The sequence below is a fragment of the Streptomyces sp. NPDC048254 genome, from assembly GCF_043201895.1.
In the GTDB taxonomy this organism is placed as follows: Bacteria; Actinomycetota; Actinomycetes; order Streptomycetales; family Streptomycetaceae; genus Streptomyces.
Map to the genome: position 1 here is coordinate 171,945 of NZ_JBICZJ010000006.1, position 14,511 is coordinate 186,455.

The following is a 14,511-nucleotide window of genomic DNA, read 5'->3' on the forward strand; positions in this document are numbered from 1 at the left end:
GCCTTCAAGTTTCGAAGTCAATAGGGGATGAGGTGTGAAGTTGTAGATACCACGCACCGAAGATGCGTTCACTTCTTGAAGAAGAGGCGAAGGTGGCGCGCCCAAGGGGCGCAGGGCTGTATCGATGTGCGGCTCCGCCGCGGGGCGCGACCAGCCACAACGGCGCCGCACCCGGAACCGTCGGCCAAGACGCGGCGTCAGCGCAACCGCTGGCTGATGACCTTCGACACACCGTCACCCTGCATGGAGACGCCGTAGAGCGCGTCGGCGACCTCCATCGTGCGCTTCTGGTGCGTGATCACGATCAGCTGCGACGACTCCTGGAGCTCCTGCATGATGCGGATCAGCCGCTGCAGGTTGGTGTCGTCCAGGGCCGCCTCGACCTCGTCCATGACGTAGAACGGGCTGGGCCGCGCCTTGAAGATGGACACCAGCATCGCGACGGCGGTCAGCGAGCGTTCGCCACCCGACAGCAGGGAGAGCCGCTTGACCTTCTTGCCCGGCGGCCGGGCCTCGACGTCCACGCCCGTGGTGAGCATGTTGTCGGGGTCGGTCAGGATCAGCCGGCCCTCGCCGCCCGGGAAGAGACGGCTGAAGACGCCCTCGAACTCCCGGGCCGTGTCCCGGAACGCCTCCGTGAAGACCTGTTCGACCCGTTCGTCGACCTCCTTCACCACTTGAAGCAGGTCGGCGCGGGTCTTCTTCAGGTCCTCCAGCTGCTCGCTGAGGAACTTGTGCCGTTCCTCAAGGGCCGCGAACTCCTCCAGGGCGAGCGGGTTGACCTTGCCGAGCTGCTGGTAGGCCCGCTCGGCCGCCTTGAGCCGCCGTTCCTGTTCGGCCCGGTGGAAGGACTTGGGCTGGTTGCGCGGGTGCTCGGGGTCCTCCGGCAGCACCTCGCCCTCGGCGGGGGGCGAGGGCGGCACGAGCTGGTGCGGGCCGTACTCCTCGACGAGTCCCGCCGGTTCGACACCGAGCTCCTCCAGCGCCTTGGTCTCCAGCTGCTCGATCCGCAGCCGCTTCTCGGCGCCGAGTACCTCACCCCGGTGAACTGAATCCGTGAGTTTGTCGAGTTCCGCCTTGAGGTCACGGCCGGTGCTGCGGGCTGCGGCCAGCTCCTGCTCGCGCCGGGCCTTCGCGGCCTCGGCGGCGTCCCGCTCCCGGTCGGCCCGGCCGACCGAGACCTCGACGTGCGCGAGCAGCTGCCGGGCGCCGGAAGCGACGGCGTCGGCGACCGCGGCCTCGTGGCGCAGCCGGGCCCGGCGCTGTTCCGCACGCGCGCGTGCCTCGCGTTCCGCGCGGGCGGCGCGGTCGAGGGAGTCGGCGCGGCCGGCGAGGCCCTTGACCCGCTCCTCGTGGGTACGGACCTGGAGGCGGGCCTCCATCTCGGTCTGGCGGGCGTTGGCGCCGTCGGCGGCCAGCCGGTCCCGCACCGAGGTGTCCGGTTCCTCCTCGACCGGCATCTCCTCGGCCACGGCGAGCCGCTCGGCCAGTACCTCGACCTCTTCCAGGGCCTTGTCGAGGGACTCCTGGGCGCGGGCGGCGGCGGCCGTGGAACGTTCCGCCTCGCCGGCCGCGCCGCGCGCCTGTCCGGCGAGCCGGCCGAGCTGCTGGGCGACGGCCGACTTCTCTCTGTCGGCGACGCGACGGCGTTCCGCCAGCTCCTCGACCTGAGCGGTGCACGCCTTGCGGTGTTCCTGGGCCGTCTGCTGGGCCTCGGTCAGCGCCTCGCAGCGGACGGCCAGCTCTTCCAGTTCGGCGGCGGCCTCGTCGACGGAGGCCTGTACTTCGAGGAGGCTGGGGGCGCCCGCGGAGCCGCCGTGTGCGAAGTGCGCGCCGAGGAGGTCGCCTTCGGCGGTGACAGCGGTGAGGTGGGGGTGGCGGTAGACGAGTTCCTCGGCGGCTTCGAGGGTGTCGACCACGACGATGCCGTGCAGGAGGCGGCGGACGGCGGGCATCAGGTCGGCGGGGCCGCGGACGAGGTCGGCGGCGGGGGCCCCGGAGGGGGGTGCCGGGAGGGGGCGTGAGTCGGGTGCGGAGCCGTCGTGGCTGGGCGCGCCGTTCCCCGCGCCCCTTTGGGGCGCCGCCTCAGGCCGGGGCAGCTCAGGGGCGCCCGACAGCAGGAGGGCTGCTCGGCCTCCGTCCTGTTTGCGGAGGAGGCGGATCGCGTCGGCCGCCGAGGTCGGGGTCGTCACGGCGATGGCGTCGGCCGCCGTGCCGAAGGCCGCCGCCAGGGCCACCTCGTGGCCCGGGGTCACCGTGAGCAGTTCCGCCGCCGGGCCCAGGATTCCGGTCAGGCGGTCCCGGGCGCCGAGCAGTATGCCGGTGCCGTCCTTGCGGCGCAGGCCCAGTGCCAGCGCCTCGCGGCGGGCCTGGGTCGCGGCGCGGCTGCGTTCCGCCGCGGTGGTCGCCTCACGGGCCGCGGTCAGCGCCGCCTCCGCCTCGGCGAGCCGCAGCCTGGCCTGCTCGTGCTGTTCGGCCAGTTCCTCGTCACCGGCGTCGAGGCCGTCGACCTCCGCCTTCAGCGCCTCGTACTCCTCCTGCGCCGACACCGCCCGTTCCTGGGCCTCGTCGCGGGCGGCGGCCAGCCGGTCGATCTCGGCCTGGGCCGAGCCGGCACGCGAACGGGCCGCGTTGACCTGGCCGTTCAGCCGGGCCAGGCTCTCCCGGCGGTCGGCGATGGAGCGGGCCACGTCCTTCAGGCGCCGTTCCTCGTGGGCCAGTTCGCGCTCCAGTTCGGCGCGGTGCGCGACGGTGTCGTCGAGGGCGTGCTGGGCCGCCTCCAGGGCCGCCTCCAGCTCGGCCTCCTGCTCACGGATGCGGTGGGCCTCGCGCTCCATGTCCTCGGGGTCGCGGCCGCGCCGCTCCTCGGGCGGCGTGGAGGTGGCGCTCTTCACCCGCGCGTCGGCCAGCGAGATGGTGCCGCGCACCCGTTCGGCCAGCTGGGACAGCTCGTACCAGGTCTGCTGGGCGCGCTGGAGGCGCGGGGTGAGCCGGCGTACCTCGTCCTCCAGGAGTGCCTCGCGCTGGAGGGCCTTCTTCAGCTCCTGCTCGGCGGCTTCCTTGCGCTCCTTGAGGGCGGCCTCGTCGGCGATCTCGGTCTGCAGCGCCTGGCGCAGTCGTACGAGGTCGTCGGCGAGCAGGCGCAGCCGCGCGTCGCGCAGGTCCGCCTGGATGACGGCGGCCCTGCGAGCGACCGCCGCCTGGCGGCCGAGGGGTTTGAGCTGGCGGCGGAGTTCGTCGGTGAGGTCCTGCACGCGCGCGAGGTTGGCCTGCATCGCGTCCAGCTTGCGGAGGGCCTTCTCCTTGCGCTTGCGGTGCTTGAGGACGCCGGCCGCCTCTTCGATGAAGGCCCGGCGGCCCATCGGGTCGGCGTGCAGAACGGAGTCCAGCTGGCCCTGGCCGACGATGACGTGCATCTCGCGGCCGATGCCGGAGTCGGAGAGCAGTTCCTGGATGTCGAGGAGGCGACACGTGTCGCCGTTGATCTGGTACTCGCTGCCGCCGTTGCGGAACATGATCCGCGTGATGGTGACCTCGGCGTACTCGATGGGCAGCGCGCCGTCGGAGTTGTCGATGGTCAGGGACACCTCGGCGCGGCCCAGCGGCGGGCGGCCGGTGGTGCCGGCGAAGATGACGTCCTCCATCTTGCCGCCGCGCAGCGACTTGGCGCTGTGCTCGCCCATGACCCAGGTGAGCGCGTCCACGACGTTGGACTTGCCCGAGCCGTTCGGACCGACGACACACGTGATCCCCGGCTCGAACCGGAGCGTGGTCGCCGAGGCGAACGACTTGAACCCGCGAAGGGTCAGGGCCTTGAGATGCACGCCGTCGGACTCTACCCGGCGGCGCTACCGCACTCCACGACCCCTCGCAACCTCGCGGTTTCGCGCATGAACATGCAGGGCACACCAGACGTTAAAGAGGGTGAAAGGATGCGCGGGGCTGGAAGGGGCCGGGCGCAGGCGTGCGGGGGCCGCCGAGAGGGACAGCGAAGAAAAGAAGGGACGCCGGGGCGTCCCTTGCAGATCTTGACAACTTAGCGGTTGAAAGGGCTGCCCAACCGCCGCATGTGCTGTTGTGGAGCGATGCAGCGATCAGGTGAGCGCAGGCTCCGCCTGGTTTGCGTCGATGCTCTCCATGATCCTGTCGGGAGAAGCGGCAGCCGTCAGCGCGTCGTTCTCGGCCTGAATCCGTACCAGCTCGGATTCGAGGTCCTGGACACGCTGCTGGAGCCGTCGCATCTCGGCGAGGAGTCGCGGGTCAGAGCCGCCGACGTAACCGAGAAGCGCCTTTGCCATGATGGATGGTCCTCCACACTGAGTGACCGACCGAAGCGGTGTGGGTCGTGAGGGATCGCACCCGCGGTGCTTGACACATCCGAGTGTTACTCGCTTGTTGCTCCATGCCAAACAGCTAAGGTGCGCGGGGCTTTCAGCGTCTCACCAAAAAGTTTGACGGTCAACACGATCACGCCCTGTATTGGCGGGCGAACCCGGGCGCGCGCGGCTGCAGGACCGGCGGCGCTGCGACTCCTGCGGGGCCCTCAGGACGTGGCGATCAGCTTTATCTGCGGAGCCTGCCACGACAAGCGAATATTGGCAACCACCAGGCCATTCCTGCTCCGGGCACATGCCGGTGGCATTTCACTCCGCTTTCACCTGCGGGGTTTCACGGAACGGGGTCAGCGGATGGCGAAGCCCTCGTAACCGCCGCGGGGTGTGTCCCAGATCTCGGTGACACCCTCGACCCGCCCGGGCGTGTCATCGCCCTGGAGCCAGGCGAGCAGCCCTTCGCAGCCCGTCCGGGAGCCCTCCGCGACCACCTGGACGCGACCGTCGCCCAAATTGAGAGCAAAACCACTCAGGCCGCCGATCTCCAGCGCCTTGGCCCGCGTGAACCAGCGGAATCCCACACCCTGTACACGTCCACGGACCCAGGCGACCAGTCGCACATCCTCGCTCATGGGTGCAACCTAACCGGCCAATCTCACTCGGAACACTTCCGCCTTCACCGCCATGCGGTACCGTCCCCACCCAATGAATCTCATCTGAAACTCACTCGATCGGGTGAGTCTGGTCGACCAGAAGGAGTCATTGGCCACACCGGCCCCTGGTCGACCCGGACCGCGAGGACGAGGGAAGAAGGCAAGGACATGGGACGCCACCGACGCTCCGCCGCCGGCCGCGCCGCCACGGGCCACGCCACGGGGGTCACGGAGCACGACGGCTCGTACACGGGCGGCCACGACCCCCAGGACTCGTACGCGGGCCTCCGCTACGGCACAGGCACAGCGGCCTACCTGCGCGAGGAGGAGTACGCCGACACCAACGCGCGCAGCTCGGCCTACCTGTTCGCGACCGAGGACGACTACGCCCGCTTCATGAACACCGCCGACTTCCCGGCCGAGGAGTTCACCCCGGCCGGCGGCTCCTCCTCGGGTGGCGGGCACCGGCGCCGGAAGAAGTCGGGGCGGCCCGTGGCCACCGGGCTACTGGGGGTCTCCGCCGCGGTCGCGATCGGTACGGTCGCGGTGGCCACCGGTGTGGTGCCGGGCCTGGAGAACTACAAGCTCGGCGGGAACACCAGCACCAGCGGCGGCGACCGGGTGCAGGCCGACGGGGCGCCCAGCAACACGGCCGCCGAGCAGGGCGGCACCTCCGGCAGCGCCGAGAGCCGGGACTCCGGCTCCTCGACCAGCCGTGACACCCAGCGCTCCGGCTCGCCCACGGAGGCGGCCTCCGCATCCGCGTCCACGTCCACCTCCGCGTCGCCCGCGCCGACGAAGACGGCGTCCGAGAAGCCGGCGCCCAGCGCCACGCCGTCCAAGAAGGCGACGCCCACGCCGACCAGGACGGCCACCAAGGCGCCGGTGAAGACCACCGCGCCGATCACCGTGTCCGAGGCGGCCGCCGCCGAGGCCGAGGTGCTCAAGCTGGTGAACGAGGAGCGGGCCAAGGTCGGCTGCAGCGCGCTGTCCGTGAACTCCTCGCTGACCAAGCTGGCCGAGGCGTTCAGCGAGGACATGGCCGCGCGGGACTTCTTCGACCACACCGACCCGGACGGCAAGACGCCCTGGGACCGGGACGCGGCCGCCGGCATAGCCAACCTGGGCGGCGAGAACATAGCCCGGGGCCAGGCCACCGCCCAGGCCGTCATGGACGCCTGGATGAACAGCGAGGGCCACCGCGCCAACATACTGAACTGCGACTTCAAGACCCTTGGGGTCGGGGTGCACCTCGGTTCGGGCGGCCCCTGGTGGACGCAGGACTTCGGGTACTGAGCCGTACCGACCACTCCAGGGTGCGCTAACCGACAGTTAGCGCACCCTGTTGGTTAGCGCCGTGCTCGCTTACGCTTGACACATGACCATCAGCACCCAGGACCGTCCCGAGGAGACGCCTCCTCCGTACGACGCCTTCGCCCGGGCCTGCCCCTCGCGCACCACGCTGGAACATGTCATGGGCCGCTGGGGCGGGCTGACGCTGAGCGCGCTGTACGAGGGATCGTTCCGGTTCAACGAGCTGCGCCGGCGCGTGGACGGCGTCAGCGAGAAGATGCTCTCGCAGACGCTCCAGGCGCTGGAGCGCGACGGCCTGGTGCACCGTGAGGCCCAGCCGACCAACCCGCCGCGGGTCGACTACGAACTCACCCCGCTCGGCCGCGAGGTCGCCGACCGCCTGCTGTCCGTCGTCCACTTCGTGGAGAGCCGGATGGACGAGGTGCTGGCCGCCCGCGCACGTTACGACGAGACGCGCGGCGCCCGCTGACACTTCGGGCAGAAGTAGCTGGACCGGTTCATCCAGGGCCGCCTGCGCATCGGCGTACCGCACCGCCGGCAGGGCAGCCCCTCCCTGCCGTAGGCGTCCAGCGAGCGGTCGAAGTACCCCGACTCGCCGTTGACGTTGACGTAGAGGCTGTCGAAGCTGGTGCCGCCGACGGCCAGGGCCGCGTTCATCACATCCCGTACATGGCCGAGGAGCTCGGCGGTGCGCGGGCGGGTGAAGCCGGCGGTCGGTCGCTCGTAGTGGAGACGGGCCCGCCAAAGGGCCTCGTCCGCGTAGATGTTGCCGACCCCGCTGATCAACGACTGGTCGAGCAGCGCCCTTTTGATGGTCGACCGCTTCCGGCGCAGCGCCTGGTGGAAGGCCTCGTCGTCGAACAGCGGGTCGAGGGGGTCGCGGGCGATGTGCGCGATGACGTCCGGCAGCCCGTCGAGGGTGTTGTCGTGCAACGACAGCCCGCCGAAGGTGCGTTGGTCGACGAAGCGGAGTTCGGTGCCCAGGCCGTCGGCGAACCTGACACGGATTCTCAGGTGCTTCTCGTCCGGTGCCTCGTGCGGCTGCACCAGCAGCTGACCGCTCATGCCGAGGTGGGCGAGGATCGACTGGTTGGTGTCCTCCAGCGGCAGCCACAGGTACTTGCCGCGCCGGCTCGGGGTGCCGACGCGGTGGCCCTTGAGCCGGTGCGTGAAGTCGTCGGCGCCGGCGAGGTGCCGTCGTACGGCGCGCGGGTGCAGCACTTCGGTCTCGGCCACGACACGGTGGGCGACCCACCGCTCCAGGCCACGCCGTACGACCTCGACCTCGGGCAATTCGGGCATCGCGTCTCCCGTGCAGGACCCTGGACGATGCGAGCGCCCGGCCCTGGGAAGGGGCCGGGCGCTCGGATCATCGCGCTGTTCTTCAGGCGGAGGCGGCGGACGACGAACCGTCGTCCTCCTCGGCCGCGGCGGCCTGTTCGGCTGCCGCTGCCAGCTTGGCTGCCTTGGCTCGCTCGTCCGCCGCGGCGCGGATGGCGCGCCAGGCGGACTCGGCGGCCTGCTGTTCCGCCTCCTTCTTGCTGCGGCCGGTGCCGGTGCCGTACGAGACGCCTCCGACGCGGGCGGCAGCAGTGAAGGTCTTCTCGTGATCGGGGCCGGTCTCCGTGACCAGGTACTCGGGCACGCCGAGGCCCTCCGTCGCGGTGAGCTCCTGGAGACTGGTCTTCCAGTCCAGGCCGGCTCCGAGGTTCGAGGACTTCTCGATCAGCGGGTCGAAGAGCCGGTGTACCAGCTCGGACGCCGAGTCGAGGCCCTGGTCGAGATAGACCGCACCGATCACCGCTTCCAGGGTGTCGGCGAGGATGGACGCCTTGTCCCGTCCGCCCGTGCCCTCTTCACCGCGGCCGAGCCGGATGAAGGAACCCAGGTCGAGACCGCGGCCCACCTCCGCGAGCGCACGAGAATTCACCACCGCTGCCCGGAGCTTGGCCAGCTGGCCCTCGGGCAGGTCCGGGTGGGTCTTGTACAGCGTGTCCGTGACGACGAGGCCGAGGACGGAGTCACCGAGGAACTCCAGCCGCTCGTTCGTCGGCAGGCCGCCGTTCTCGTACGCGTAGGAACGGTGGGTCAGCGCACGCACCAGAAGGGCGGACTCGAGCTGGTAGCCGAGCCGCCCTTCCAGAAGCGTGTGGGACGAGGCCGTGTTGTCCGTTTTCTTCTTGGCGGTTGGGTCCGCCTTGGCGTCATCCGCCTTCTTGGGACTGGACACAGTGCCTCTCACCTGGCCGCTCAGACTTCGAGGACCTGGCGCTTGTTGTAGGTGCCGCAAGACGGGCACGCGATGTGCTGCAGCTTGGGCTCGTGGCAGCGCTCGCACGCAACCAGGGTGGGGACCGCAGCCTTCCACTGCGACCGGCGGTGGCGCGTGTTGCTGCGCGACATCTTCCGCTTCGGAACAGCCACGGCTACTTCTCCTGCTTCTCGTCGACGCCCGCTTCCGCGTCAGCGCCGCTCATCTCGTCCTTCTCGCCGTCCTTCGTGGAACCGGCGAGTCCCTGCAAAGCCGCCCAACGGATGTCGACGGCGTCGTGGTGGTGGTCCGGGTCGTCCGCGAGGCGGGCTCCGCACTCGGAGCACAGCCCTGCACAGTCGTCCTGGCACACCGGCTGCATCGGCAGTGCGAGCACCACCGCATCACGCAGCACGGGTTCGAGGTCGAACAAGCCGTCCTCGATGAAGTACCTGTCCTCGTCGTCCTCGGCGTCGTCGCCCGGTTCCGCGATCACGCGGCCCCGGTCGTCGGCGTCAGGGTACGAGAACAGTTCCTGGAAGTCCGCTTCGAGCTCCTGCTCGACCGGCTCCAGACACCTTACGCACTCCCCCTCGGCCTGTGCACGGGCGGTGCCTGTGACGAGCACACCTTCCATGACCGACTCGAGCCGGAGGTCCAGCTCCACCGGGACGCCTTCCGGCACTCCGATGACCCCCTTGATACCGAAGTCCTCGGGAGCGTCGATCGTGCGGGTCAGGCGCTGCAGCGCGCCAGGACGCCGCCCCAGCTCGTGTGTGTCGAACACGAACGGGTTGCGGTGGTCTAGGCGTGCGTGAGGAGCCATTCCTGCTTTCGATCTTCGAGTTCAGAGGGACGCCGTCCGGAAGATTCCTCCGGGCAGCGCAGATCGCGTACGTGGACGCGACCGAAGAGCCAGGATACTGGACCTTTCGCTGTCAGCCCAATCCGCTGGCCTTCGGTCGGTTTCCCTAGGGCCTGTCTGACAATTCCCGTCGTCGCCCGGAGGGCGGCCTCGCGGCGTCAGGTGCGTGCTCTGAGGGTCCCCCCGGCCGGAGGCTGGGGGAGTGCCGGGCGTAGGCCCTCGTACTGGACGTACTTGGGTCTGCGCCCGGTGCGGCGAGTGGGGGCACCTCCCACGCCCTTAAGGCAGTGGGGGAGCGTGCATGGCGTCGTGAGGCAGACGGGAATTGTCAGACAGGCCCTAGAGGCCCCGGCCCTGCTCGTACGCCCTCAGCTGCTCCGGCGTGATCATGCCGGTGTCGAAGAGGCTGGTCTCGTCGAGGGCGTACGACTGCTGCGACTGGTGCTGGACCGCCGGCTGCTGCTGCGGGTCGTAGACGGGCTGCTGACCGGTGTCGTAGCCCTGGTAGGCGTAGGGGTCGGCCTGCTGGTAGCCGTAGGGGTCCTGCTGGGCGTAGGCGGGCTGCTGCTGGGGGTAGCCGCCGTAGGGGTCCTGCTGCTGCGGGTAGCCGTACGGATCCTGCACCACGGGCTGCTGCACCGGCTGCTGGTCGTACTGCGGCTGCTGCTGGGCGGCGGCGGGCTGCTGCTCGGCCTGCGCCGCCTGCGCCGCCTGGGCGTCCTGGTCGGCGAGGGCCGCGAGGTCGGCTAGGTAGTCGGCGTCGCTGGAGTGCTGGAAGGTCGTGTTGTCGTCGGCCAGGGCACCGAGGGCGTCGGAGGCGATCCGGCCGTGCAGCTTGGCACGGCCCTTGCCGACGGCCTCCAGGGTCTTGGCGAGGACCGCCTCGAAGGCGCCGAGCTTGACGTCGACGTAGGCGTCGGCGTCCCGGCGCAGGGTCTCGGGGTCGTGGCTGCGCTCGGGGGCGTCCTCGTCCTCGTAGCCCTGCTCGTCCAGGCCCGGGCCGGTACCGAGGAGCTTCTCGCGGCCACGGCCGACCGAGCCGAGGGTCTTGGTGAGGACGACCTCGAAGTTGGCGAGCTTGGAGTCGACGTAGTCGTCGGCGTCGGCGCGGACCTCCTCGGCCTCCCTCCGGGCCTCGTCGAGGATCCGGTCGGCCTCCGTCTGGGAGCGGCGGGCCACCTCGGTGTCGGAGATCAGCGAGCCGCGCTCGGCGTGCGCGGTCTCGATGATCCGCTCGGCCTCCATGCGCGCCTGCTCGACCATCTGCTCGCGGTCGCCGATCAGCTCCTGGGCCTGGGCGAGGGAGCCGGGCAGCGCCTGGCGCAGGTCTTCGAGCATCGCGAGCAGGTCGGCACGGTTGACCACGCACGACGCCGACATGGGCATGGCCCGGGCGCCGGAGACCGTGGCCACGATCTCGTCGAGCTTCTTCTGTACGTCCACCCTGCGCTCGCCACTCTCTACAGCTGTGTTGGAGACGGACGGGACGACTGTAGCCCCATCAGTCCCTGTGAATACGCTTGTTGAGGGCCTCGAAAACGGCCTCCGGAACCAGGTGGGATACGTCCCCGCCCCACTGGGCGACCTCCTTGACCAGGGAGGACGAGAGGAAGCTGTAGGTGGGGTTGGTCGGCACGAAGAGTGTCTCCACGCCTGACAGGCCGATGTTCATCTGGGCCATCTGCAGCTCGTAGTCGAAGTCGCTGACGGCCCGCAGGCCCTTGACGATGGCCGGGATCTCGCGCTGCTTGCAGAAGTCCACGAGGAGGCCGTGGAACGCCTCGACACGGACGTTTCCGTAGTCGGCGGTGACCTGGCGGATCAGGTCGATCCGCTCGTCGATCTCGAACAGGCCCTTCTTGGACTTGTTGATCATCACTGCGACGTAGACCTCGTCGTAGAGACGGGACGCACGGGCAATGATGTCGAGGTGTCCGTTGGTGATCGGGTCGAACGACCCGGGACAGACGGCGCGGCGCACTTGAGATCCCTCGCTCTCCGGTCCGGTCATCGTGCGTCTTCGCACGTAGAGGCGGCGCGACCGTACCAAAACGTTCCCTCGCCGTAGCGACGGGACCGGAGGGCCTCGAAGCCGGTCGGCCAGTGGTAGTCACCGCCTCTGGTGCTGCGCTCCACGGTGACGAGCGCCTCCGGCGCTAGCCAGCCCCCCGAGTGGAGTGTGAGGAGAATCTCCCGAAGATCGTCGTCCGAGACGGCGTACGGGGGGTCGAGGAAGACGAGGTCGTACGGCTGCGCGGGCGCCGGTGACTGGACGATCTGTTCCGCTTTGCCCGCCCTCACCTCGGCACCGGGCAGGCCCAGGTTCTTGACGTTCTCCCGTACGACGCGGGCGGCTCTGGGGTCGGCTTCGACGAGGAGGGTGTGGGCCGCGCCCCGGGAGAGGGCCTCCAGACCCACGGCTCCTGAACCGGCGTAGAGGTCGAGGACGCGTTCGCCGTCCAGGGGGCCGCCGAGGAGGGACTGCCAGGTGGAGAACAGGCCCTCGCGTGCGCGGTCGGATGTGGGCCGGGTGCCTGTGCCGGGCGGCACCGTCAGCCGACGTCCGCCGGCTGCGCCGGCGATCACGCGGGTCATTCGAGGTCCTTCGTCGTGGATGGTTTTACGGTTCAGTCTGGCAGGCCTCCCGGGGTGGGGCCTGGTCCGGGACAGCGGCTGCGGGTCCACCGTGGCTTGTCGCGCAGTTCCCCGCGCCCCTTGCGGGGCGCTGCAGCTTCAGCCCTTTTCCAGGAACTGTTCTCTCTCCTCGTCCAAGAGGGCGTCCAGGGCCGTTCGTAGCCCCGCGAGGCCGGCTAGCTCCGGGTCCCTCGCCACCAGCGTCGTCGCCTCCTCTCTCGCCTCGGCGATGATCTCCTCGTCCTCGATGACCGCCAGGACGCGGAGGCTGGAGCGGGCTCCGGACTGCGCCTGGCCCAGCACGTCGCCCTCTCTCCGCTGCTCCAGGTCGATCCTCGACAGCTCGAAGCCGTCCAGCGTCGAGGCCACCGCCGTCAGGCGCTGGCGGGCCGGGCTCGCCTCGGGCATCTCCGTGACCAGGAGGCAGAGGCCGGCGGCGGAGCCTCGGCCCACGCGGCCGCGCAGCTGGTGGAGCTGGGAGACGCCGAAGCGGTCGGCGTCCATGATCACCATGGCGGTGGCGTTGGGGACGTTCACGCCGACCTCGATGACCGTGGTGGCGACCAGGACGTCCGTGTCGCCGGCGGCGAAGCGGCGCATCACCGCGTCCTTGTCGTCCGGGTGCATCCTGCCGTGCAGGACCTCCACCCGCAGGCCGTTCAGCGGGCCCTTGGCGAGGTGGTCGGCAATGTCCAGGACGGCCAGCGGGGGGCGCTTCTCGGCTTCGTCCTCGGCCGTCTTCCTGGCCTTCTTCGGGTCGTCCTCCTCGTCTCCGATGCGAGGGCAGACGACGTACGCCTGGTGGCCGTTCCCGACTTCCTCGCGGACCCGTTCCCAGGCGCGCGCCAGGAAGTGGGGCTTGTCGGCGGCGGGGACGACATGCGTGGCGATCGGGGAGCGGCCGGCCGGGAGCTGGTCCAGGACCGAGGTCTCCAGGTCGCCGAAGACCGTCATCGCGACCGTGCGCGGGATGGGGGTCGCCGTCATGACGAGGAGGTGGGGCGGCTGCTTGCCCTTGCCGCGCAGGGCGTCCCGCTGTTCCACACCGAAGCGGTGCTGTTCGTCCACCACCACCAGGCCCAGGTCGTGGAACTGGACCTTGTCCTCGATCAGCGCGTGCGTGCCGATCACCAGGCCGGCGTCGCCGGTGACGAGGTCGAGCATCGCCTGGCGGCGGGCGGCCGTGCCCATCGACCCGGTGAGCAGGACGACCTTGGTGGCGTGCTCGGCGCCGCCCAGCATGCCGCCTTCCGCCAGCTCCCCCATCATCTCGGTGATCGAGCGGTGGTGCTGCTGGGCGAGGACCTCGGTGGGGGCGAGCATGGCGGCCTGACCGCCCGCGTCGACAACGGCGAGCATCGCGCGCAGGGCGACGAGGGTCTTTCCGCTGCCCACCTCGCCCTGGAGGAGCCGGTGCATCGGATGTTCCGTCGCCAGGTCGTCGAAGATCTCCTTCGAGACCTTCTGCTGGCCGTCCGTGAGGGTGAACGGCAGACGGTCGTCGAAGGCCGTGAGCAGGCCGTCGGGGCTGGGCCTGCGGGCCACCGCCGGGAGCAGGGCGTCGGTGTGACGGCGGCGGGCCAGGGCGACCTGGAGAACGAAGGCCTCGTCCCACTTGAGGCGGGCGCGGGCGTCCTCGATGTCCGCCTTGGTGTGCGGGCGGTGGATCTTGAGGAGGGCCTCGGGGAGGGAGACCAGACCGCGGCCCTCACGGAGGGCCGGCGGAAGGGGGTCCAGGGCCTCCTGGACGCTCGGCAGGACCGTCTGGATCGCCTTGCCGATCTTCCAGGACTCCAGCTTGGCGGTGGCCGGGTAGAGCGGGATGAGGGTTCCGGCCCAGGTCTCCACCGACTCGGCCGGGTCGTCGCCGCGGAGCAGTTCATAGGCCGGGTGGGCCAGTTGGAGGCGGCGGTTGAAGACCGAGACCTTGCCGGCGAACATCGCGCGCGTGCCCGGCAGGAGTTCCTTGTGGGGCTTGTGCACGCCGTTGCCGAAGAAGACCAGTTGGAGCCGGCCGCTGCCGTCGGTGATCGTGACCTCCAGCCGCTGGCCCTTGCCGCGGGGCGCCTTGGCGGAGGCGAACGTGTGCAGGCGGGCGTCGGCCACCATGGCGACCACGGTCACGTGTTCGTCCATGGGCAGGTCGGCGAGGTGGGTGAGCTGGCCGCGCTCCTCGTATCTGCGGGGGTAGTGGTGCAGGAGATCGCCGACCGTGTGCAGGCCGAGATGCTCGGCCATCACCTTGGCGGTGGCTGGGCCGAGCACCTTCTTCAGTGGTTCTTCCAGTGCGGGCACGAGATCCATTGCACACCACGCCACTGACAATGCCGTATATGTCTCGGGAAACCCCTGGTCAGGCGGCCGTTTTGAGTCATAGGATGGCGCGCTCCGGCCATCCTTCCGCGGTCACCACCCCACCAGGGACCGCCCGACCCCGCGCCGACCACGTCTTCCCCCCTCCGG

13 protein-coding genes are annotated in these 14,511 nt (G+C 70.2%); 2 read left to right on the forward strand and 11 right to left on the reverse strand.

What is annotated here, in order from left to right:
• Positions 1–197 precede the first annotated feature (197 nt).
• From smc to ACGFZQ_RS18835, 3 genes are all read right to left on the reverse strand, one after another.
• Positions 198–3,824 (reverse strand): chromosome segregation protein SMC, encoded by a 3,627-nt coding sequence (gene smc, locus ACGFZQ_RS18825; RefSeq protein WP_393841311.1) that lies wholly within the window; start codon positions 3,822–3,824, stop codon positions 198–200.
• 270 nt (positions 3,825–4,094) lie between these two features.
• The gene (locus ACGFZQ_RS18830) at positions 4,095–4,298 is read right to left on the reverse strand and encodes a hypothetical protein (RefSeq protein ID WP_093498859.1); all 204 of its coding nucleotides are present in this window, start codon (positions 4,296–4,298) and stop codon (positions 4,095–4,097) included.
• 383 nt (positions 4,299–4,681) lie between these two features.
• Positions 4,682–4,963 (reverse strand): acylphosphatase, encoded by a 282-nt coding sequence (locus ACGFZQ_RS18835; protein WP_351712561.1) that lies wholly within the window; start codon positions 4,961–4,963, stop codon positions 4,682–4,684.
• A 189-nt stretch (positions 4,964–5,152) separates the two neighbouring features.
• Between ACGFZQ_RS18835 and ACGFZQ_RS18840 the strand changes: the two genes are divergently transcribed.
• The gene (locus ACGFZQ_RS18840) at positions 5,153–6,280 is read left to right on the forward strand and encodes a CAP domain-containing protein (protein WP_393841312.1); all 1,128 of its coding nucleotides are present in this window, start codon (positions 5,153–5,155) and stop codon (positions 6,278–6,280) included.
• 82 nt (positions 6,281–6,362) lie between these two features.
• Positions 6,363–6,767, forward strand: a complete 405-nt coding sequence (locus ACGFZQ_RS18845) for a winged helix-turn-helix transcriptional regulator (RefSeq protein WP_393841313.1) — start codon at positions 6,363–6,365, stop codon at positions 6,765–6,767.
• Here the strand turns inward: ACGFZQ_RS18845 and mutM are convergent.
• The 8 genes from mutM to recG form a co-directional block, all read right to left on the reverse strand.
• On the reverse strand, positions 6,740–7,600 hold the full coding sequence (mutM, locus tag ACGFZQ_RS18850) for a bifunctional DNA-formamidopyrimidine glycosylase/DNA-(apurinic or apyrimidinic site) lyase (RefSeq protein WP_351739374.1): 861 nt from the start codon (positions 7,598–7,600) through the stop codon (positions 6,740–6,742). The genes ACGFZQ_RS18845 and mutM overlap by 28 nt on opposite strands.
• 82 nt (positions 7,601–7,682) lie before the next feature.
• Positions 7,683–8,540, reverse strand: coding sequence for a ribonuclease III (gene rnc, locus ACGFZQ_RS18855; RefSeq protein ID WP_393841314.1), 858 nt, complete (start codon positions 8,538–8,540; stop codon positions 7,683–7,685).
• An 8-nt stretch (positions 8,541–8,548) separates the two neighbouring features.
• Positions 8,549–8,722, reverse strand: coding sequence for a 50S ribosomal protein L32 (gene rpmF / locus ACGFZQ_RS18860; RefSeq protein WP_007493396.1), 174 nt, complete (start codon positions 8,720–8,722; stop codon positions 8,549–8,551).
• Between the two features lie 2 nt (positions 8,723–8,724).
• Positions 8,725–9,375 (reverse strand): YceD family protein, encoded by a 651-nt coding sequence (locus ACGFZQ_RS18865; RefSeq protein ID WP_393841315.1) that lies wholly within the window; start codon positions 9,373–9,375, stop codon positions 8,725–8,727.
• A gap of 378 nt (positions 9,376–9,753) precedes the next feature.
• On the reverse strand, positions 9,754–10,857 hold the full coding sequence (locus tag ACGFZQ_RS18870; protein ID WP_351739383.1) for an ATP synthase F0 subunit B: 1,104 nt from the start codon (positions 10,855–10,857) through the stop codon (positions 9,754–9,756).
• Between the two features lie 58 nt (positions 10,858–10,915).
• Positions 10,916–11,395: a pantetheine-phosphate adenylyltransferase gene (gene coaD / locus ACGFZQ_RS18875; RefSeq protein WP_351739386.1), complete on the reverse strand. Its 480-nt coding sequence runs from the start codon at positions 11,393–11,395 to the stop codon at positions 10,916–10,918.
• A gap of 26 nt (positions 11,396–11,421) precedes the next feature.
• Positions 11,422–12,009, reverse strand: a complete 588-nt coding sequence (rsmD, locus tag ACGFZQ_RS18880) for a 16S rRNA (guanine(966)-N(2))-methyltransferase RsmD (protein WP_393841316.1) — start codon at positions 12,007–12,009, stop codon at positions 11,422–11,424.
• 138 nt (positions 12,010–12,147) lie between these two features.
• Complete coding sequence (gene recG / locus ACGFZQ_RS18885) at positions 12,148–14,352, reverse strand: ATP-dependent DNA helicase RecG (protein ID WP_393841317.1); 2,205 nt, start codon at positions 14,350–14,352, stop codon at positions 12,148–12,150.
• Positions 14,353–14,511: the final 159 nt, after the last annotated feature.

Excerpts from the sequence above, each read along its gene's own strand:
- ACGFZQ_RS18830 (WP_093498859.1), bottom strand. The coding sequence starts at position 4,298 with ATGGCAAAGGCGCTTCTCGGTTACGTCGGCGGCTCTGACCCGCGACTC.
- ACGFZQ_RS18835 (WP_351712561.1), bottom strand. The coding sequence starts at position 4,963 with ATGAGCGAGGATGTGCGACTGGTCGCCTGGGTCCGTGGACGTGTACAG.
- ACGFZQ_RS18840 (WP_393841312.1), top strand. The coding sequence starts at position 5,153 with ATGGGACGCCACCGACGCTCCGCCGCCGGCCGCGCCGCCACGGGCCAC.
- ACGFZQ_RS18845 (WP_393841313.1), top strand. The coding sequence starts at position 6,363 with ATGACCATCAGCACCCAGGACCGTCCCGAGGAGACGCCTCCTCCGTAC.
- mutM (WP_351739374.1), bottom strand. The coding sequence starts at position 7,600 with ATGCCCGAATTGCCCGAGGTCGAGGTCGTACGGCGTGGCCTGGAGCGG.
- ACGFZQ_RS18865 (WP_393841315.1), bottom strand. The coding sequence starts at position 9,375 with ATGGCTCCTCACGCACGCCTAGACCACCGCAACCCGTTCGTGTTCGAC.
- rsmD (WP_393841316.1), bottom strand. The coding sequence starts at position 12,009 with ATGACCCGCGTGATCGCCGGCGCAGCCGGCGGACGTCGGCTGACGGTG.
- recG (WP_393841317.1), bottom strand. The coding sequence starts at position 14,352 with ATGGATCTCGTGCCCGCACTGGAAGAACCACTGAAGAAGGTGCTCGGC.